The organism is Asaia bogorensis, from assembly GCF_900465345.1.
Lineage (GTDB): Bacteria > Pseudomonadota > Alphaproteobacteria > Acetobacterales > Acetobacteraceae > Asaia > Asaia bogorensis_A.
Map to the genome: position 1 here is coordinate 1 of NZ_UEGO01000033.1, position 19,453 is coordinate 19,453.

15 protein-coding genes and 1 pseudogene are annotated in these 19,453 nt (G+C 60.6%); 9 read left to right on the forward strand and 7 right to left on the reverse strand.

Translation table 11 applies throughout. From position 1 onward, the window contains the following. The 4 genes and pseudogenes from ED655_RS12435 to ED655_RS12455 all read left to right on the forward strand — a co-directional run. Positions 1–195, forward strand: a pseudogene (locus ED655_RS12435) (IS6 family transposase); the annotation flags it as partial. Positions 196–630: 435 nt separating this feature from the next. Continuing rightward, positions 631–1,194 (forward strand): hypothetical protein, encoded by a 564-nt coding sequence (locus ED655_RS12445; protein ID WP_122050431.1) that lies wholly within the window; start codon positions 631–633, stop codon positions 1,192–1,194. A gap of 40 nt (positions 1,195–1,234) precedes the next feature. After that, entirely contained in the window at positions 1,235–2,254 is a 1,020-nt protein-coding gene (locus ED655_RS12450) for a sensor histidine kinase (protein WP_122050432.1), read from the forward strand. Positions 2,255–2,325: 71 nt separating this feature from the next. Further along, on the forward strand, positions 2,326–2,940 hold the full coding sequence (locus ED655_RS12455) for a response regulator transcription factor (protein ID WP_122050433.1): 615 nt from the start codon (positions 2,326–2,328) through the stop codon (positions 2,938–2,940). Here the strand turns inward: ED655_RS12455 and ED655_RS12460 are convergent, their stop codons facing one another. The 4 genes from ED655_RS12460 to ED655_RS12475 all read right to left on the reverse strand — a co-directional run bounded on the left by ED655_RS12460 (position 2,941) and on the right by ED655_RS12475 (position 7,981). Next, positions 2,941–4,047, reverse strand: coding sequence for a glycosyltransferase family 4 protein (locus tag ED655_RS12460; protein ID WP_122050516.1), 1,107 nt, complete (start codon positions 4,045–4,047; stop codon positions 2,941–2,943). It abuts the gene before it with no gap. Positions 4,048–4,094: 47 nt separating this feature from the next. Continuing rightward, positions 4,095–5,927: a heparinase II/III family protein gene (locus tag ED655_RS12465; protein WP_122050434.1), complete on the reverse strand. Its 1,833-nt coding sequence runs from the start codon at positions 5,925–5,927 to the stop codon at positions 4,095–4,097. 27 nt (positions 5,928–5,954) lie between these two features. Continuing rightward, entirely contained in the window at positions 5,955–6,629 is a 675-nt protein-coding gene (rpe, locus tag ED655_RS12470) for a ribulose-phosphate 3-epimerase (protein ID WP_122050435.1), read from the reverse strand. Positions 6,630–6,718: 89 nt separating this feature from the next. Continuing rightward, complete coding sequence (locus ED655_RS12475; RefSeq protein ID WP_122050436.1) at positions 6,719–7,981, reverse strand: RsmB/NOP family class I SAM-dependent RNA methyltransferase; 1,263 nt, start codon at positions 7,979–7,981, stop codon at positions 6,719–6,721. Positions 7,982–8,053: 72 nt separating this feature from the next. On the opposite strand from ED655_RS12475, the gene ED655_RS12480 reads away from it, so the two are divergent. From ED655_RS12480 to ED655_RS12500, 5 genes are all read left to right on the forward strand, one after another. Continuing rightward, positions 8,054–8,737 carry a YggS family pyridoxal phosphate-dependent enzyme gene (locus ED655_RS12480; RefSeq protein WP_122050437.1) on the forward strand — a complete coding sequence of 228 codons (684 nt, stop codon included), beginning with the start codon at positions 8,054–8,056 and terminating at the stop codon, positions 8,735–8,737. Between the two features lie 140 nt (positions 8,738–8,877). Next, positions 8,878–10,866 carry a potassium transporter Kup gene (locus ED655_RS12485; RefSeq protein ID WP_122050438.1) on the forward strand — a complete coding sequence of 663 codons (1,989 nt, stop codon included), beginning with the start codon at positions 8,878–8,880 and terminating at the stop codon, positions 10,864–10,866. Next, positions 10,863–12,020, forward strand: coding sequence for a radical SAM family heme chaperone HemW (gene hemW, locus ED655_RS12490; protein ID WP_122050439.1), 1,158 nt, complete (start codon positions 10,863–10,865; stop codon positions 12,018–12,020). Before ED655_RS12485 ends, hemW begins: the two co-directional genes overlap by 4 nt. 159 nt (positions 12,021–12,179) lie before the next feature. Further along, positions 12,180–13,265, forward strand: a complete 1,086-nt coding sequence (locus ED655_RS12495; RefSeq protein ID WP_122050440.1) for a nucleoside hydrolase — start codon at positions 12,180–12,182, stop codon at positions 13,263–13,265. A 3-nt stretch (positions 13,266–13,268) separates the two neighbouring features. Next, entirely contained in the window at positions 13,269–13,691 is a 423-nt protein-coding gene (locus tag ED655_RS12500) for a DUF1489 family protein (RefSeq protein ID WP_122050441.1), read from the forward strand. Between the two features lie 39 nt (positions 13,692–13,730). Here the strand turns inward: ED655_RS12500 and ED655_RS12505 are convergent, their stop codons facing one another. The 3 genes from ED655_RS12505 to pnp are packed head-to-tail and all read right to left on the reverse strand — an operon-like array spanning position 13,731 to position 19,449. Beyond that, entirely contained in the window at positions 13,731–15,773 is a 2,043-nt protein-coding gene (locus tag ED655_RS12505; RefSeq protein WP_162993512.1) for an FUSC family protein, read from the reverse strand. Positions 15,774–15,804: 31 nt separating this feature from the next. After that, a complete protein-coding gene (locus ED655_RS12510; RefSeq protein ID WP_122050443.1) occupies positions 15,805–17,235 on the reverse strand; it encodes an NAD(P)H-dependent flavin oxidoreductase in 1,431 nt (476 codons plus the stop codon). Between the two features lie 60 nt (positions 17,236–17,295). Beyond that, a complete protein-coding gene (pnp, locus tag ED655_RS12515) occupies positions 17,296–19,449 on the reverse strand; it encodes a polyribonucleotide nucleotidyltransferase (protein WP_062165066.1) in 2,154 nt (717 codons plus the stop codon). Positions 19,450–19,453: the final 4 nt, after the last annotated feature.

Genomic DNA, 19,453 nt, shown 5'->3' on the forward strand with positions numbered 1-19,453 from the left:
ATGGCCACAGCCTACGCCACGATCAAGGGCTTCGAGGTCATGCGCGCCCTACGCAAAGGGCAGGCCCGGCCGTGGTGCCTGCAGCCAGGGATCAAGGGAGAGGTGCGTCTGATCGAAAGATCATTTGGTATTGGCCCCACGGCCATGACCGAGGCCATGGACATGCTCAATCAGCATTTCGCCGATGCGGCCTGATCCCAAAATAAGTGCGATGCCGCTCGGCGGTCCCGAAGGTTTGCAACAGAGCCCTCATGCCCAATGCCCATGAACGTTACAAGAACGCAATCGGAACGACCTTCGTTGAAATGAACGACGATATCATCACTATCGAAGAAAATTCTAGACGTCATTTCTGGACTCCGAGGAAGAATTATATGATAAATAACATCTATATTTATATTATGTTATTTTTTTACTTGTGTATCCACATATTATTGCATGAAATCGGATATCATCGCCTCCGACAGGCCCACCACTCGCACCGCCCGATTGTTGGGAGTTGACCCCTCCCGACCAACATGAAGCCGTTGTCATCTCAGGTCATCTCTCCCGCATGACGCTGCACACTGTCGCACAGGTCAGAGCCTTGCGATCCTCAGGTTCGATATCCCGACAGTGAGAGAATGCATCATGCCCACCACTCCCGCTCAAAGACCTTGGCGTTACGCCCTGACCGATCTCACCGGACTGCTGTTTGCCGCGCTCTGGAGTATGAGAGGTCTTGCCGCCCTTGGAATTGCCCCGTCTCATGGACTGATCATCACAGTCTCAATCTCCCTGCCGCTGGCTTGGGGGTTCCTCAGAAGAGACATCACACATCATGACCCCGAGATCGTTCACGATCATCAACTGGCTCGCCGCACGCGTCGGGCGCGAGTCGTTCTTCTCGTTGCGGCAGGTATGGTTCTGTCGGCCGTCCATCGGCCTGACCTGATGCTTGTTGTCGCAGGCCTCGTTATCGGCGCCTCCTACCTGCCTCTGGGACGTGCCATGCATGAGCCTGTGCATATCTATACGGGTGTTGGCATTCTCTTTGTGACTGCGGCCTCTCTCTTCCTGAATCAACCGCTTCACAGTGTCGTCGCCGGGCTCGGCACAGCCAGTGCCTGCTGGGTGGGTGCGTTATGTCGGCTTATGCGCAGCAGGCAGATCAGCTCTTCTGGCGCCGAGGCCCCAATCCGTACCATTGCCTGATTCCATACCTTCCCTCCCCGCGTCAGACCAAGGCCCCGTCATGCCTACCACCCTCGGCCCCCGCTCCCGTATCGTGTTTCGCCGCAGCATCTCGGGCATTTATCTGCTTCTCTACCCGCTCCCCTGGCTCGCTCAGGGGACCACTCTTGCTGGCATTGCCGCATTCATTGCCGGTGCCACCGTTTTTCTTGTCCTGCCTTTCATGCCGGGCAGGCTCGCCATGCCAATCGCGTTTCGTGCCGTAACCTATGCGGTGATCGGAATATTGCTTATCCCGTTCCAAGGTTATTGGGGCGTGTTTTTCATCTCGGCCGTCGCAACATGTGGTGCAATCCACAACCGACGGCTCGGCCTGTGCCTGATGATCGCCCTTCTGACCGTATGCGCGGCATTGGCCTGGTTTGCCTATCAGGATCTCATCGGCTGCCTGATCACCATCATTGTCGCCATCGGCACCTTTGCCACCATGACCCTCTCGATGGAACTCCACCAAAGAAACGAAGCCTTGGCTGCAGCACAGGAGGAGATACGTTCGCTCACATTGGTGGCCGAGCGCGAGCGCCTGGCCAGAGACCTGCACGACACTCTTGGCCAGTCCCTGACACTGATTGCTCTCAAGACCGATCTGGCACGCCGCCACCTGCCTCATGCTCCCAATGACGCAGAGAACGAGCTCAACGAGATTGGTCAGAAGGCACGTGACGCCCTGGCGGAAACACGCCTGGTCGTCTCGGATATGCGCATCGCATCGCTTGGCGACGAACTCGCATCGGGCGTGAGGGCGCTGCGTGACGCCGGGATAACGACGGAAATCAGGGGCGGGCCGGAATTGATGCCTGCACATGCAGAAGCTGTGCTTGCACTCACCTTGCGCGAGGCCCTGACAAACATCCTGCGCCACGCCCATGCCGGGTCTTGTCATATCGAATTCAGACAGCTCGCCTCAGGGGCAACGCAGCTTGTTGTCGCCGACCGAAAGGCTCACCCCACATCCGGCAATATTTTGTTATCATTTCGTGAAGGGAATGGTATAACCGGGATGCGCAGGCGGCTTTCCTAGATCGATGGCAAGCTTGTCTTCACCCACCGACCCGATGGCCTGACACTCATCATCACCCTTGGAGATCTGCAATGAGGCAAAAGCTGCGCCTCGTCCTGGCTGAAGACCAGGCCATGTTGCGCGACGCTTTTGAGGCGCTTCTGTCGATGGAACCCGATTTCGAAATCGTGGGCAAAGCCGCCAATGGCCCTGAAGCGCTCGCGCTGACACGAGCCGAACGACCTGACATTCTTCTGACCGATATCGAAATGCCGGGAATGAGCGGCATTGAACTGGCGGAAACCCTCCAGGCCGAAAAAGCCAGGAGTGTTGTTGTCATCGTCACCACATTCTCACGGGCGGGCTATATGAAGCGGGCGCTCAACGCCGGAGTGCGTGGTTATCTTCTCAAGGATGCCCCCTTGAGTGAACTCGCCGGTGCTTTGCGTAATGTTGGACGTGGAGGGCGCGCCATTGATCCAGCCCTTGCGCAACAGGTCTGGGATGCCGCCCATGACCCGCTGAACTCGCGCGATCGCGCAATCCTGCGTCTGGTTGAGTCCGGTCGCTCCAGCGAGCAGATCGCAACATTCTTCGAGCTTACGCCCGGCACACTGCGCAACTGCTTTTCCGACATCATCCAGAAAATCGGCGCTCGCAACCGTATCGAGGCAAGCCGCATCGCGAGGCAGAATGGCTGGCTCTGATCAGCTCAGCAATGCCACCACGCGGGCCAGAACTTTCTTCTCATCATAAAGCTGCACAGCGCGCGCCCGACCAGCCTGCCCCATGATCGTCCGTAACGCAGGGTTTTTCACCAGCTGAACAAGTGCATCGGCAAGGGGTGCTGCCAGACCGGGAGGCACCAGAAAGCCGGTCTCGCCGTGCACCACCTGCTCATTCGGCCCACGTATATCGGTTGCCACTACCGGCAGACCACTCAGCATGGCCTCGATCACAGACATGGGCAGCCCCTCGAAGTGGCTGGGCAGGGCAAAGATATCGGCTGCGGCCAGCAGGCGGGACGTATCGCTCCGGTAGCCAAGAAGGCGCAACCGGTTACCCAGAACTTTTGCAGCCTCCGCAAATTCGGCTGCCATGCTATCGCCGTGATCGGAGGCGAGACGCTCTCCCACGATGAGGAGAACGGCATCAGGCACGGCGGCCATCGCGCGCAGCAATTCAGGATATCCCTTGTGGCGCACGATGCGAGACACCGCGATGACCACTATCTGCGTATCATCAAGATCAAGCGCCTGACGACATTCCCGCCTCACCGACTCATCAGGACGATAAAGCTGCGGATCACGGCCATTACCAACGCCCTTTGGCCAGGGATGAATACGCAGACGGCGGGCATCGCGTGCCTCGGCCTGTGAGACTGTCATATAGCGGTCAGTTACCTGCCCCGCCAGCCACTCAAGGGCAAAAGACAACCCTCGTCGTCTCCACGATCCGGGCTGATTGAACAGGTAGCCGTGGCAGGTATAGGCAATGACAGGTACGTCGCACCACCAGGCCGCCATACGGGCCAGAAAACCGCTGATTGGCATATGACCATGCACAAGGTCTGGCCGGGTGCGCCTGATGAGGCGGATGATGGCTTTGAGCGCGCGCCATTGCGCAAACGGCGAATAGGACCGCGCCATCGGCAGCGGATGCACGACAAAGCCGTCAGCCCGGACGGACGACAGGTGTTCTCCCTCGGCACAGCCTCCTTCAACGTCGTGGCCGGCATCGCGCAAGGCACGCATGAGGGGGTGGATAAACTGCCTCATGGCGAAATCAACATTGGTGATTTCGAGAATACGCAGTTTCTCGCGACTGCCGGGCTGGGGATTCCCGGATGAGCGGCGTTTTCTCATTCTGGCACGCGCTCCATCACCCAGTGTACGACCTGGCGCACCGTTCTTTGTTCGGAAAGTTGCGCAGGAGCCGAAGGTTGAGACACATCACCGACCAGAGCCGCGCTCTCTGGTCCGTGCGCTGAACCTGAAACTGTCGAGCCTGCGCTCTCCTCCGCTGAAGGATTTGCGGTCTCCTCAGAAGAACGGACATCTTCACTTGCCGCGCTTACCGGGGCCTCCGCATCGGCTACACCGCGATCCTCTGAAGCCTTCCCGGGTACTGCCTCGTCTTCGGTGCTCGATGTCACAGGGCGAACCACAATCTGGAGACTGGAGACCGGCTTCTCCCCACCGGCATAGACACTCTTCTCCAGAGATAATCCACCGCCTTCCTGTCGAAAGCGCCAGATCATACCTCCAGCATGCATCAACACCTCGTCGCCATCAGGTGCCAGTTCGGCGTTTACGGTTGGATGCAGATGAAAACGCAAGGCAAAAGCCACACTGCGCTCGCCTTCCACACACTCTTCACCCCTCAGATCCTCACCCGTTGGGCCGAGATAAAGGCGTCTGCGCCAGTGAATGCCGAAACCTGGATACCAGCCATCATGCTGTGCATCGATCCAGTGTGAGCCATCCTGGCTCTGATGGTTGAATGTGACATGAGCGGGCCGACGCGTAATCGTGCCATCCGTGGCAATGTCGCAGCACGAGGTGTTTTCTACAACAAGAGAGGAATGGGCCGCCGTCTGGCGCAGGGCCCGCTTCCACACACCTGTAATTGCCCCGCCACAGTTCACGAAAAGCCGCTGCCGCGCATAGGAGAACTCGATAGCGAGCGGCGCCGCATGTGCATTCCTGTCATATCCGGGCGCAGGCGTCGCCCCACCGTCGATGAAAAGCAACGCCTTGCCCGCGCTGATACGCCAGAACGCCCCGTCAGGCATGGCGGAGGCCAGCAATCTCTGACGCGCCCCATACTGGATGATCCTGTCAATCTGACGATCATCCCCCTCCTTGCTTCCGTGAAACAGAGCCAGCCGCCCATCGCCATGCCGCAGGGCCCGCAAAACCGGGCACAGACGCGCAAGGGCGTTCTGAACGGATTCTGAAGGCGTCATCTGGGCCATACGCATGAAAACGCTTATCTCGGCCAGTTCGCGTGTCGCCTCCATCTGGGCCAGGGGGCTGCGCTCGCGCAAGGTACCATCGGGAAGAATCTGGCGAGTGATTTCCTGATCAAGATAGCGATGAAAACGCTGGAGAAATCCAGTTTGCGACGGTATGGCGGCTGCAACGGTCAGCAATCCCTTGAGGGCCGTGAAATTCCGCCATTCCTGCGCCTCAAGTGGCAACATGATAGAGACCAGGCGCCCTTCAACCAGGAGCCGGTCCATCAATCTCTGTCTGAACGCCTCACTGGCCGACGCGGCAAAGAAATCGAAATGACCCAGCCAGGATGCCAGACGCGCGCCTGTTGCCGGCGCGTTGAGGACGAGAGGGTCGATAGGCGGCTGGTCGAGCCAGCTACTGACGATGGAACGAGCATAAAGACGCGCCTCATCGCTGCCGAGGGCACGCAGATCACGCAGCCAAGTAAACCCCTGTAGCCAGTCGCGGGTCGCGGGGGCAAGATCGGCATATTCCCAGTCATTGACCCGCAGCGGGATAAGGCGTCCTTCAAAACGTGCAGTGCCACTGACAAGCAGGGCACCATGATCGGCATTGCCGGGCCAGATATCGCGAATGGCGTGCACAGGCCTGTCAGGTGCACGCGCAAGACCCGGCACGCTCGATGGCAGTCGGGCAAATGAAAGACGAGCCTCACGCGCCCAGCGTCCGAGCATACCGATCAGCTCCTTTTGGTCAGGATGTCAGGACAGGCTTCCCGCCTGTCTCAAAGAATTGATTGCAGCAGCATAATCATCCTGACCGTAGATGGAAGTCCCCGCGACCATCATATCCGCACCGGCACCCGTCGCAAGCGGCGCGGTGGCCAAGTCAATGCCGCCATCGACGCCGATACGAATATCCCGTCCCGTGGCGTCAGCCATCTGGCGCAGCTTGCGAATCTTGGGGACCTGGCTTTCCAGGAACTTCTGCCCCCCGAAACCAGGATTGACAGTCATGACCAGAATGATGTCGACGAGATCGAGCAGATATTCGAGCGCTTCGGGCGGCGTGCCGGGGCAGATGGCAATGCCGGGCTTCTTGCCGAGGGCGCGAATATGCTGAAGCGTGCGATGCACGTGCGGGTTATTTTCCACATGGACATGAATATGGTCCGCACCGGCCTTGGCGAAGGCCTCAATGAAGGCATCGGCCGGTTCGATCATCAGATGCACGTCAAAGGGCCTGTCGGTACGATTGCGCAGTGCTGCCACCATGCCAGGGCCGAATGTCATGTTGGGCACGAAATGCCCGTCCATCACATCCAGATGCAGCCAGTCGGCCCCATCGCGCACCACGGCTTCAACTTCCTCGCCCATACGCGCAAAATCGGCGCTGAGAATGCTCGGTGCAATCAGGGGCGTTTTCAACTGGGGCATCGTTCTACCTTCTCTCTGTGTCGATCGTTCCGTAGCAGGCCACTCAACTGGCGCCGCCCGAAAGGGCGACGCTCTCTGACCGGTCCATCTCAGGCCGTCTTGCGCAGCCTTGCAGCGAAAAAGCCATCCATACCGCCCTGCTCGGCCCACATGCCGGGATGCGTGCGGAATGTTCCCTGTTTTGTGAGTGCCTCGGGCATGGTCGCGAGCTCTTCAGCCGTAAAAGGCTCAAGCACCCAGCCGCGTTTGACCGCTGCTGCCACGCGCTGAGGACCTTCCTCATCCTGAAGGGAGCAAACAGCGTAAAGCAGGATGCCGCCCGGCTTGAGCATGGCACCAGCGGCATCGATCAGGCGATCCTGATCCTTCGCAAGCGCCAGCACATCACGCGGGCGTTTCACCCACAGGACGTCCGGATGACGGCGCAATGTTCCCGTCGCAGAGCACGGCGCATCGAGCAGAACCGCGTCCACTTTCTCTTCTGGCTGCCATTGCAGGGCATCGGCGACAACCACTTCGGCATCGAGCCTTAGGCGCTCGAGATTCTGCTTGAGGCGCCTGGCGCGGGTTTCCTCGCGTTCGACTGCATAGACCTTGGCCCCGGCCACAGCCAGCTGGGCTGTCTTGCCACCCGGTGCCGCGCAAAGATCGACAACGCTCTGTCCCGGCGAGATATTCAGCAGTCGCGCTGGCATGGTGGCAGCCGCATCCTGAACCCAGAACGCGCCTTCCTCGAAGCCTTCAAGCTCCGTCACCCGCGTCCCCGGTGCGAAACGAACACTGCCATTAGGCATCATTTCCCCGCCTTCCGGCGCCATAGCGCCCGGTTTCAGGGTCAGGTCGATCGGCGCCTCGCGATGCAGCCCGGCCGCGATATCGCGAGCCCGGTGCCCCCAGGCCGTCCAGAGCCAGGCCGGAACATCAAGCCGATCGGCATCAAGGCCCTCGGCCAGCTCGTCACCATCGCGCGCCACACGACGCAGCACGGCATTGGCAAGCCCGGCGAAAGGCGCCAGCCCACGACGACGCAGCAGGGAGACGATCGTACCCACGGCAGCATGAGGAGGGGTCTCGAGATGACGCAGCTGGGCCACGCCCATCAGCAACGCACAGCGCACGGGCGCAGGCGGCTCGCGACGAAGGAGCGGTTGCAGCAATTCGGTCATGCTGCCCATATGCCGCAGCACGGTGGCCGCAAGCCGGTGAGCGCTTGCACGATCCCTCGGATCGGTCAGCGGGCTGCGGTCGAGCGTCGTCTCCAGCATACGTCGATGCTCGACGACACCGCAGACAATATCGAAAGCCAGATCGCGGGTCGGATCGGCGGGAATCTGAGAAGGTGCTTTGGACATTGCCTTGCCAATGGCATTTCGCGAAGCGCCGCGCTACCCCTTCGTGCATCTTAACAGCAATAACTTGCGGATATGGCCATGACAAACGACACGCTCTCCTCCCGTCTCGACCGGATTCGTGCGCGTATCAATGCCGCTTGCCTGACAGCCCAGCGCCCGAGGGACAGTGTTCAGCTCGTTGCCGTCAGCAAATTTCATCCGGCTGCCGCCATCGAGCAGGCTCTTGGAGCCGGGCAACGCCTGTTCGGCGAAAACCGCGTTCAGGAAGCCAGGGAGAAGTTCCCCGCCCTGCGCGAAACCTGGCCTGATTTGCGCCTTCACATCATCGGTGGCCTGCAAACCAACAAGGCGCTGGACGCATGTCGCGTGGCCGATTGCATTGAATCCCTCGATCGACCTGGTCTGGCCAATGCCATCGCCCGGGCAGGTGACCGACTTGGCCGCCTGCCTGACCTGTTCGTTCAAGTCAACACAGGTGATGAGCCTCAGAAATCGGGTATCTCGCGTGAGGAGGCCGATGCATTCATCACGCTGTGCAGGTCGCGTTTTGGCAACGTTGTGAAGGGACTGATGTGCATCCCCCCCGAGGATGAAGAACCAGCACCCCATTTTGCATACCTTGCGCAGCTGGCGCAGGCTCATGGTCTCGCAGAGTGCTCCATGGGCATGTCAGCCGATTTCGAAACCGCCATCGCTCACGGCGCAACACTCGTGCGCGTTGGGACCGCCATCTTCGGCAGCCGTCCCACAATCTGATTTCGGCTACGCCATGCTTGCGGCGACAGGACGAATGATCGTATGGCAGGCTTTATGTCAGTGATCGCTCACATCTATGTGTATCACGCAACGTATTTGCCCCCGTGCTTGCCTCGCGCTTGCCATGAGATGGAACAGAAATGACAGACAGGCCTGCCGGACAGCCAGGTTCCACCACCGCAGAACCAGGGTCCGTTGTCAGAAACGCAACCGACGGGCAGGGCTCCATCCGCGAGTTCGGCGCGAATGACGGCCTGCACAAGAAAGCCCCTGTCGGTCTGGCCGGTCTTCTGGGCGTTCTGGGGGTGGTTTATGGTGATATCGGCACCAGCCCGCTCTACGCCTTTCAGGCCTCTGTCCAGATCGTCGGCTCGATCCGTCATCCGGCGGAAAGCTGGGAGATCATGGGCATTGAGAGCCTCATCTTCTGGGCGCTCATGCTGGTCGTTACCATCAAATACGTCATGCTTGTCATGCGCGCCGACCATGATGGCGAAGGCGGCATCATCGCGCTGATGTCTCTGGCACAGCGCGTTTGCAAATCGCCCAGATATCGCTGGTTCTTCGGCATTGTAGGTATTGGCGGGGCCTGCCTCTTCTTTGGTGATGGCATCATCACCCCAGCGGTTTCGGTTCTCTCGGCCATTGAAGGTATCGAGGTCTCGGTGCCATCAGCCTCCCACATCATCATACCGGTGGCGATCATCATCCTGATTGCCCTATTCAGCGCGCAGGCACTTGGCACCGGCAAGATCGGTCGTGCCTTTGGTCCGATCATGATGGTCTGGTTTCTGACGCTGGCCGTCATGGGCATCCATTCCATCGCCCAGACGCCCCATATCCTGATGGCGCTGTCGCCTTATTACGCCGCGCAGTTCGTGCTCTATCACGGATGGCTGGCCTTCATCGCCCTGGGCTCTGTCGTTCTTTCCGTGACAGGTGCCGAGGCGCTTTATGCCGATATGGGGCATTTCGGTCGGACACCCATCCGCTATGCGTGGCTGTTTTTCGTCCTGCCGTCCCTGACGCTGAATTATCTGGGTCAGGGTGCCCTGCTTCTGCGCAACCCGGCAGCGCTGCAAAATCCGTTTTACCATCTGGCCCCCGGCTGGGCCCAGATTCCACTTCTGCTCCTTGCCACCATGGCAACCGTGATTGCCAGCCAGGCCGGCATTTCCGGCGGCTTCTCGCTATGCCGTCAGCTTATCCAGCTGGGCTATCTGCCCCGTATGCGCATCACCCACACCAACGCGGAGGAAGAAGCGCAGATCTATCTTCCCGTGTTCAACTGGGTGCTTGCCCTGGGGTCGATCCTGCTCGTTCTCTCTTTCCGTTCTTCCTCGGCTCTGGCAGCGGCTTACGGCATTGCCGTGACAGGCACCTTCATGTGCACGGCCGTTCTGGCCATGGTGGTGTTCCGTCGCGTGTTCAACTGGAGCGCTCCTCTGGCAGGTCTTGTCTTCGGGTTTTTCCTGCTCAGCGATGGCACCTTCTTCGCGGCGAATGTGCTGAAGATCCCCGATGGCGGCTGGGTGCCTCTGGCCATCGGCGTTTCGGCCACTATTCTCATGACCACATGGGCGCGCGGTCGCAGCCTGATCCGCACCCGCCAGATGGCAGATTCACTGCCCATGGCGTCCTTTCTGGCGCGACTGCCGCAATCACGCACCGTCAGGGTGCCCGGCATGGCCGTGTTCCTGACAGCCAATCCCGATACCGTTCCCACCTGCCTCCTGCATAATCTCAAGCATAACAAGGTGCTGCACGACCACGTCCTGTTCGTGACGGTGCAGAACCTCGATCAGCCCGAAGCAGAGCGCGGCCATCGTGCGATGGTGCAGGAGCTGGCGCCGAATATTCATCGTGTGATCGTGCGTTACGGCTTCATGGAAATGCCCAATCTCCCCAAGGCGCTTGAGGAACTGAATGCGGCCGGGGTTGAGTTCGATGCCATTCAGGCCTCGTATTTCGTCTCGCGTGAGCTCGTCGTGCGCTCCACCCTGCCCAAGCTCTCGATCTGGCGCATGTGGCTGTTCCTGCTGATGGTACGCAATGCCGTACCCAGCACCGAATTCTTCCGTATTCCACCTGATCGTGTGGTCGAGCTTGGTGTGAGGATCGCAATCTGAGCGCAGCACCGCCGCTCTCGCTCTATGTGCACTGGCCCTTCTGTCTGGCCAAATGCCCCTATTGCGACTTCAACTCGCATGTGCGCGACGTCATCCCGCATGATCGCTTCACAGCGGCGCTGCGTCAGGAGCTCGCCCATGATGCTGCCCGCACGGGGCGGCGCAGCCTGCGCTCGATCTTTTTCGGTGGCGGCACACCGTCGCTCATGCACCCTGAAACTGTCGCCCTGATCATTCAGGATGCCCTGCACCATTTCGACGCCGCGCCTGATCTGGAAATCACCCTCGAAGCCAATCCAACCAGTGTGGAGCGCGAGAAACTTGCCGGCTTTGCTCAGGCGGGGGTCAATCGGATATCGCTTGGCATCCAGAGCCTGAACGAGGACTCCCTGCGCTTTCTGGGCCGTGAACATTCGGCCGGACAGGCCGTGCAGGCGTTGGAGACAGCGCGCGCCCTCTTCCCGCGGCTTTCCTTCGACCTGATCTATGCCCGCCCCGGCCAGAGCCTGAGCGCCTGGGAGACAGAGCTGCGCGAGGCGCTTGCCCTCGCCTCCGATCACCTGTCCCTCTATCAGCTCACCATCGAACAGGGCACGAAATTCGAGGCACTCTATCGACAGGGGCGGTTCACCCTGCCCGAGGGAGATGAAGCCGCTCGCCTTTATGAAAAGACTGCCGAGATCGCAGGTCTCTTCGGAATGCGGGATTACGAAATTTCGAATTATGCCCGCCCCGGTGCCGAGAGCCGTCACAACCTCACTTACTGGCGTTATCAGGATTATATCGGCATCGGGCCGGGCGCACATGGCAGGCTGACGCTCGACAGCACACTTCTGGCAACAAGACGGCATCGCGCTCCGGAAATCTGGGCAGACCGTGTCGAACAGCGAGGAAGCGGGTCGACCGAGGAAACGCCCCTGTCATCCGAGGAACGCGGACGTGAGGCGCTCCTGATGGGGTTGCGCCTGCGCGAAGGGATTGATCTGGACTGGTTCGCAACGCGTACAGGACGCCAACTGGCCGAGTGTGTGGACCCGATGATTTTCGAGGCGGCACAGGAAGAAAATTATCTCAGCCTTCAGGACAACCGGCTCATTGCCACGGACGAAGGTCGTGTGAGGCTCGAAGCCCTGCTGGGTGCTCTGGTCCTCTGATCACCCGCAAATCACCGCCCTTCAGCCTTGTGATCGTTCAGGCTGCATGAACACCCTGCACGCCACGAGATGACGTTCATCACCCCTTCCCTTAAGACTTTATTGCTCACAGTATGAGACACAGGGGACCGTCCCGCTTTTCCGGAGTCAAACCAGCCTATGCGTTGTTTCCTTGCCAGTCTGGCGCTTGCCGCCCTCACCATCGGCACAGCCTCCGCCGAAACCCGGAACGGTCCGGAGCTTGTGATTGCCGACAATGACTATCTGGGGCCGGGCGGCTCGAACATTCAATCCGTTATTCCCCTGCTGAACAACCCGAAACTGAAGGTTCTTGGCCTGACGGTCGTCGCGGGCGATGACTGGGAAAATGCCGAAAGCGCGCGTATCCGCCGCTTCCTGGAAATTTCGGGGCATCGTGATGTGCCGGTTTATGACGGGGCAACCCAGCCCCTGATCAACACAGTGGCGCTCACCCGCCTGCGCGAGCAGCAATATGGCAGCCTGCCCTGGAAAGGCGCCTGGGGTGGCATGGGGTCTATGGACAAGACCCCTGACACGCAGCCCGCTGTTGCCCCGACCCCCGATGGTAAACCCGAGCTTCAGCCTCAGGGCATCCCTGCTGCGCTGTTCATGATCCAGCAGGTCCATGCTCACCCCCATGAGGTGACGATCATCGAAGCTGGCCCGATGACCAATCTGGCTTTGGCCATTCGTCTGGATCCGAGCTTTGCGAGCACGGCGAAGCAGCTTGTCTTTATGGGCGGCTATCTTGACCTGGCGATGATGTCTGTCACCGGCAATGCCGATAACGGATCGGATTTCAATCTGATTTTCGATCCCGAGGCCGCCCATATCACCCTGACCGCGCCCTGGGCCCATATCACCTCTGTCGCCAATGTCTCCAATGACGTGGTGCTCAGCAAGGCTGAGGTCGAGGCCATTGCGAAGGATCATCGCTCGGCCGCCACCGATTATCTCGTGCGCTACTATGTCCCGCTGGCCATGTGGGATGAAGTCACGAGCGCCATCGTGGCCGATCCCTCCCTCGTTACCAGAAAGCAGGACGCCTATATGGATGTCGAGATCGGCAAGGGCATTGGCTATGGCCACGCCTATGTCTGGCCCGATGCCCTGGCACCAAAGGCAATGGGCGTTCGAAAGGTCAGCATCGTGCAGGCCATCGATGTCGATCGCTTCAAGAAGCTCTATGCCGGCTGGGCTCAGGGCTTCATGGGAAAGCACTGATCCTTGCTGCACATGATCAAACTGGTCGTCGGTTGCACGACCTTCGATGAACTCGCCGCCTGGATGCAGCGCGGCGAGCGTGTTGAGGGGTGCGGTGTCATACGCACACGCACAATGCCCAAACAGGCCGAGGAGATCAGTGGGCAGGGCTCGCTTTTCAGGGTGATGGGCGGGCTGGTGCTCTGCCGTCAGCCGATTGTAGGGTTCCGCGCCTTTACGCGCCCTGATGGTCAGCTGGGCACTCATATCCTCGTTACTGACGAGATCATTCCGGTTCAGCCGCGCGCCATGCGGCCATTTCAGGGCTGGCGTTATCTGAAGCCCGAGGACGCGCCCATCGATCTGGGCTCGTCACCCGCAGCGACGGGGATCGAGAACCTCCCCCCGGCGCTCAGACGCAGCCTGTCCGAACTCTGCCTGATCTGATTTCTCACTGCTCTGATTTTCGGGCAGGCGAGGGCGGCATCATAGCGCGGCATCTCCTTCCAGCCTGCTCTGAAGCCCGGCCTTCTGCCCCAGCCGCATCAGAGCCGTCTCGTCATTGAGCCAGGTCAGAACTTCCTGCATGGCGAGAGGGCCCGTCCTTTCGGCATCTTGCGGCGCGATCTTCGCACCGCGGGACTTTCCCTCCGACGCGATCGCCTGCGCCCACCGCTCGAAGCGTTCCGCCTCCTGCAGGTCAGGGCTTCGCAGCCCGTTCTGCATATCGAAGCGATAGAGGGTCAGTTCGCCGCTCAGGCGACGCAGCGCCCGCAGGACGGCCTGCACATCCCGTGACTCCCCATCGCGCAGTTGCGTCACCAGCCCGCCGAACAAAGGCAGTCCCCCACGAGAGAACTCGGCAGCAATGGTTGTCATCCCGGCCTCACGCTGCGCCTTGTCGGTCTGGCCCTGATCCGTATCGCCCGAAAGAACAAGGCTGGCATAACGGCAATGGGCCAGTATCGCACGCCGGACCAGCGTCTCCCGGTCGGAATCGCCGCGCTGGGGCCAGAGCAGCAGGACGCAAAGCAGAGCGATCCCGCTGCCGATCAGATTGTCCAGCACGCGCGCCCACACGATGCCGCCCCCCGGCATCAGCGCCTCGGCAATAACGACCACCAGTCCGGTCAGGAAAAATACCAGCATGGTGTAATTGACAGCCCGGGTCGCAATCGCTGCGAGAGAGAGAAAAACCGCTGCGATCAGGAGGGGGATTTTACCCGGCAGCACCAGAGCGCAAAGCGCCGCGAGCAGACTGCCCCCGATACTGCCCACAACACGCTCCATGCTGCGCACAATGGTCAGGTTGCCAGCTGGCTGCATGACCAGCAGTGCCGCGATCAGCGCCCAGTAGGAAAACCCTTCGCCGCCATACAGACAGACGATCTGGGTCAGGGTGAGCGCCAGAGAAAGACGAAGCGAGTGGCGCCATATCAAAGGAGTCAAAGCGCGACCACGCCCGGATTGCCCCTCACTCTCCTCACGATGGCGGCGCGAAAACGCGGCGATCATTTGCTGGAAAGCCGCGGCGCAGGCGATGACAGGCATGGCGTTGACCACACCACCGTTGCGCGACTCCCTGTCGAGGCGCTGTGCAAGCTGCCCGAGAATACGAAAATCGGGCTCAGGCCGCGCGACCTGTCGCATGCACTCGTGGCAGGCCATGCCGAGCCGGCCAAGGAGGACGCGCAGCTCAGGCGATAAGGGCCCATTCTGCGAAAGATGCTCCAGCGCCAGCAACGCGGTAAAGACGCGCTCGGCTGCCATGAGTGTCGCTTCCATGCGCCGACGCAGGCGCATATTGCCATGACGCGCATCGAGCATCAGCAGCAAGGTTCTGGCACGCTCGATCGCGTTTCGCGCCGCCTGACGATGCACGGCCTCGCGCAGGCGGCCGGCTGACAACTCGCGCGCCATCAGATCGAGAATATAGAACGTTGCCGACAGGCTGCGGCGCGCCGGGGCATAAGGCTGCTGCCGCCAAAGCACCAGGCAGAACAGCGTCGCCAGGGCACCCCCCGCGAAGAACAGACCCGCAATCTCCGCTGCCTGACGCGGAGGCGAGGGAAAACCGGTGGCTGCAACGGCGGCACATCCGGCCAGCGCCCAAAGCTGCATGACCGCCGGAGAGAACATACGCGCCAGACCGCAACCCAGCCCGATGAGCGCCACAAGCGGCACAGTGGCCCAGGGACCAAACAGGCTCAGGCTGGAAACCCCGAACACAAGAAGGGTGCCAGCCAGCGTGAACCCGCCCAGAACCTGAAAGCGCTCGCGATTGGGGCCGCCCGGATCAATCAGACAGGCCCAGAAGCAGGCAAAGGCAATCCAGGCGAGAACAGGTTGATCGAAGAAGAGCGAGGGGGTCAGGGCGAGCGCCGTGACAAGGCCCGCCCGCGCGCCTTCGTACAGGCTCAACTGCTCGGGCGTGAGCGTGATGGCATAACGCGCGAGATGGTTTGTGGAGGTTGTGAGAAAGGCAGCCAGAGGGCGAGAGGCAGAAAGCCGGGTCTTGCCCTTCATCATGCCGTTTCGCACCTCCGCTGTTTGAGGGGGCTCAGCGCCCCGTCATGATCTGTTCGACAAGCTGACCGACTGTCGGCGTGAAGCCATCAGCATAGAACGGATCGGAACCGAAACGCCATGCGTTCGTCCCACCAAACATCAGGTTATGATCGACCAACAGGTCGGCGGCCTCGATCCCCATGCTGTCATCGGCATGAGCAATGTCCTGCAGGCTCTTCTGGATGCAGAAGGAACGCGGATCGGACTTCGCCCCGTTGGTATAGTTCGGGCCGCGCTGGCTCCAGTTGGAGAAGCGACATTCCGAAAGACAGCCCATGCAGGCCACCTGATCGGCCACGATCACGCGGCTTTCCTCAGGCGTGACGAAAACGAGTGTCGAATCCGGCGTACGCATGGCCTCGGTATAGCCCGCAGCTTCCCACGCCAGAACATGCTCGCGATCCGTTGCAGTCATCCAGACCTCGCGCTTGCGCGCGCCGATCCCGTGAGCGGTATCATGCTCGCCCACAGGTTCGCTGCTATAGGCCACCTGACGTTCGGAACGCCCACGCAGGTTTTGCATGAAGCTGTTGTTCACAGCCGATGAGTAAAAGCCCGTGGGTGAGAAGCGATTGAGATACACATCGCCTTCATGCAGGCGGCGCAGGCGGCGCTTCCATGCATCAGGGATAGGGCTCTCCTGTGTCAGCAACGGGCGTGTGCCGAACTGGAATACGATCGGGCCGATCTCGGGATTATTGAACCAGTGCGCCCATTCCTCGAGCCACCAGACACCGCCGGCCATGATGATCGGCACGGTCTCGAGACCGAACTGGTTCATGGACTTGCGCAGCGCGGCAACGCGAGGATAGGGGTCTTCCGGCTTGAGCGGGTTCTCGGTGTTCGACAGCCCGTTATGGCCGCCCGCCCGCCAGGGATCCTCATAAACCACGCCGCCCAGCAATTCGGATGTCTTGCTATACGAACGCTTCCACAGCGCGTTGAAAGCGCGCGCCGAGGAGACGATCGGATAATAATGCACCTTGTGACGTGCGGCAATTTCCGACAGACGATACGGCATGCCTGCGCCGCAGGTCAGCCCGTCGATCATCCCGGGGGCACCCTCGAGGATGCCCTCGATCACCTGCTCGGCACCGCCCATCTCCCACAGGAGATTGGCGTTGATCATGCCCTTGCTGCCTGCAATTTCGCGGGCAATGCGAACCTGGGTGATACCGCCCTCGATCGCGTAGCGGATCAGTTCCTCATGACGCTCACGGCGCGTACGGCCCGAATAGATCTGGAGGATACGGTTGCCATCTGCATCATAGCTGTCGGCATTGACGGCAGAGACAGTGCCCACGCCACCAGCAGCAGCCCAGTGGCCTGCTGATATACCGGTCGAAACCGAGACGCCCTTGCCACCCTCAACGAGGGGGAGAACCTCCCGGCCAGCCATGCGGACGGTATCAATCGACATCATAATCTGTGTTGTACTCCGAGGGAGGAGGCCCATTCATGGCCCTCCTCCTGAAACGGGAGATCAGTCAGCGTCACGCTGCCTGGTCGGACGAGCAGCCTTTGCACCGACGCTCTCCGAGATATCGGCGCCGGTCTGCTGATCGACAACGCGCATCGACAGCTTGACCTTGCCGCGGTCGTCAAAACCGACAACCTTCACCTTCACGGCATCGCCCTGCTTCACGACATCGGTGGTCTTGGCAACGCGACCATCGGTCAGCTCGGAGATATGCACCAGACCGTCGCGCGGCCCGAGGAAGTTCACGAAGGCACCGAAATCGGCGGTCTTGACGACCTTGCCATCGTAGATACGGCCGATTTCCGGCTCAGCCACGATACCTTCGATGCGCGAGATGGCCTTCTGGGCCTGCTCGTCATTCGAGGCAGCGATGGTGATGACACCTTCGTCGTTGATATCAACCTTGGCACCCGAGAACTCGACGATCTCACGAATGACCTTGCCACCCGAACCGATCACATCGCGGATCTTCTCCTTGGCGATGTTCATGGTGGTGATCTTCGGCGCATTGCGCGAGACCCCCTCACGACCTTCATCGATCGCCTTGGCCATCTCGCCGAGGATGTGGATACGACCGTCACGGGCCTGCTCGAGCGCCACCTTCATGATTTCAGGCGTGATCGAGGTGATCTTGATATCCATCTGCAGCGCAGTGATACCGGATTCGGTACCGGCCACCTTGAAGTCCATGTCACCAAGGTGATCTTCGTCACCCAGGATGTCGGACAGCACGGCGTAGCCACGATCTTCCTTGATCAGGCCCATGGCGATACCGGCAACGGGGCGCGGCAAGGGCACGCCGGCATCCATCAGCGCCAGCGAGGAACCGCAAACGGTGGCCATCGAGGACGACCCGTTGCTCTCGGTGATTTCGGAAACGATACGCACCGTGTAGGGGAAGCGGTCCTTGCCAGGCAGGAGCGGATGCAGGGCACGCCATGCCAGCTTGCCATGGCCGATCTCGCGACGACCCGGGCTTCCCATGCGACCGCACTCACCAACCGAATAGGGCGGGAAGTTGTAGTGCAGCATGAAGTTCGAGCGGTACTCGCCTTCAAGGGCGTCGATGATCTGCTCGTCCTGGGTGGTGCCCAGCGTGGCAACGACCAGAGCCTGCGTCTCACCGCGCGTGAAGAGCGAGGAGCCATGGGCGCGCGGCAGGATGCCGACTTCGGACACGATCGGGCGCACCGTCTTGGTGTCGCGACCATCGATACGGATGCCGGTCTTCAGGATGGCGCCGCGAACGACCTGGGCCTCAAGCTCCTTGAGCATCGGCTTGGCCATATCGACGTCCAGACCTTCCTCGGTCAGGCCTTCGATGATGCGCGCCTTGGCTGTCGCGATCTTCTCGTAGCGTGCCTGCTTGGCCTTTTCCTTATAGGCATCGGCCATCAGCTTGGTGCCGATCTTCTCCACGCGCTTGCGCAGGGCGATCTGCTCCTTGGTGGGGCCTTCGAGGTCCCAGGGCTGCTTGGCGGCGTGCTCGGCCAGATCGATGATCGCATCGATCACGGGCTGGAAGGCTGCATGGCCAGCGGTCACGGCTTCGAGCATGATCTCTTCCGAAAGCTCGGAAGCTTCGGATTCAACCATCAGCACGCCTTCGCTCGTCCCGGCGACGACGAGATCGAGCGCGCTCTCCTTCATCTCCGCAATGGTCGGGTTGATGACAAGCTGGTCATTGATGCGGGCCACGCGCGCCACGCCAACCGGACCATAGAAGGGAATACCCGAAAGGGTGAGCGCGGCCGAGCAGCCGATCAGCGCAACCAGGGCGGGGTCATTTTCCATGTCATGGCTGAGAACGGTCGCCGTGACCTGCACTTCATTGCGGAAGTTCTCAGGGAAGAGCGGGCGGATCGGACGGTCGATCAGACGCGAGATCAGGGTCTCGCTCTCGGACGGACGGCCCTCACGCTTGAAGAAGCCACCAGGAATACGGCCAGCTGCATAGGCCTTTTCCTGATAGTTGACGGTCATCGGGAAGAAGTCCTGGCCCGGCTTGACCGACTTGGCGCCAACGGCGGTGCAGAGCACAACCGTATCGCCATAGGTGGCGACAACCGCACCATCAGCCTGACGGGCAATCTTGCCGGTTTCCAGAACGAGCGGGCGTCCGGCCCAGTCGATTTCCTTGCGGAAGTAGTTGAACATCATT

Coding starts and splice junctions, on each gene's coding strand:
- ED655_RS12475 (WP_122050436.1), bottom strand. CDS start 7,981: ATGTCCAAAGCACCTTCTCAGATTCCCGCCGATCCGACCCGCGATCTG.
- ED655_RS12495 (WP_122050440.1), top strand. CDS start 12,180: ATGCGTTGTTTCCTTGCCAGTCTGGCGCTTGCCGCCCTCACCATCGGC.
- ED655_RS12485 (WP_122050438.1), top strand. CDS start 8,878: ATGACAGACAGGCCTGCCGGACAGCCAGGTTCCACCACCGCAGAACCA.
- pnp (WP_062165066.1), bottom strand. CDS start 19,449: ATGTTCAACTACTTCCGCAAGGAAATCGACTGGGCCGGACGCCCGCTC.
- ED655_RS12505 (WP_162993512.1), bottom strand. CDS start 15,773: ATGATGAAGGGCAAGACCCGGCTTTCTGCCTCTCGCCCTCTGGCTGCC.
- ED655_RS12480 (WP_122050437.1), top strand. CDS start 8,054: ATGGCCATGACAAACGACACGCTCTCCTCCCGTCTCGACCGGATTCGT.
- ED655_RS12450 (WP_122050432.1), top strand. CDS start 1,235: ATGCCTACCACCCTCGGCCCCCGCTCCCGTATCGTGTTTCGCCGCAGC.
- ED655_RS12445 (WP_122050431.1), top strand. CDS start 631: ATGCCCACCACTCCCGCTCAAAGACCTTGGCGTTACGCCCTGACCGAT.
- ED655_RS12455 (WP_122050433.1), top strand. CDS start 2,326: ATGAGGCAAAAGCTGCGCCTCGTCCTGGCTGAAGACCAGGCCATGTTG.
- ED655_RS12510 (WP_122050443.1), bottom strand. CDS start 17,235: ATGATGTCGATTGATACCGTCCGCATGGCTGGCCGGGAGGTTCTCCCC.
- ED655_RS12465 (WP_122050434.1), bottom strand. CDS start 5,927: ATGCTCGGACGCTGGGCGCGTGAGGCTCGTCTTTCATTTGCCCGACTG.
- rpe (WP_122050435.1), bottom strand. CDS start 6,629: ATGCCCCAGTTGAAAACGCCCCTGATTGCACCGAGCATTCTCAGCGCC.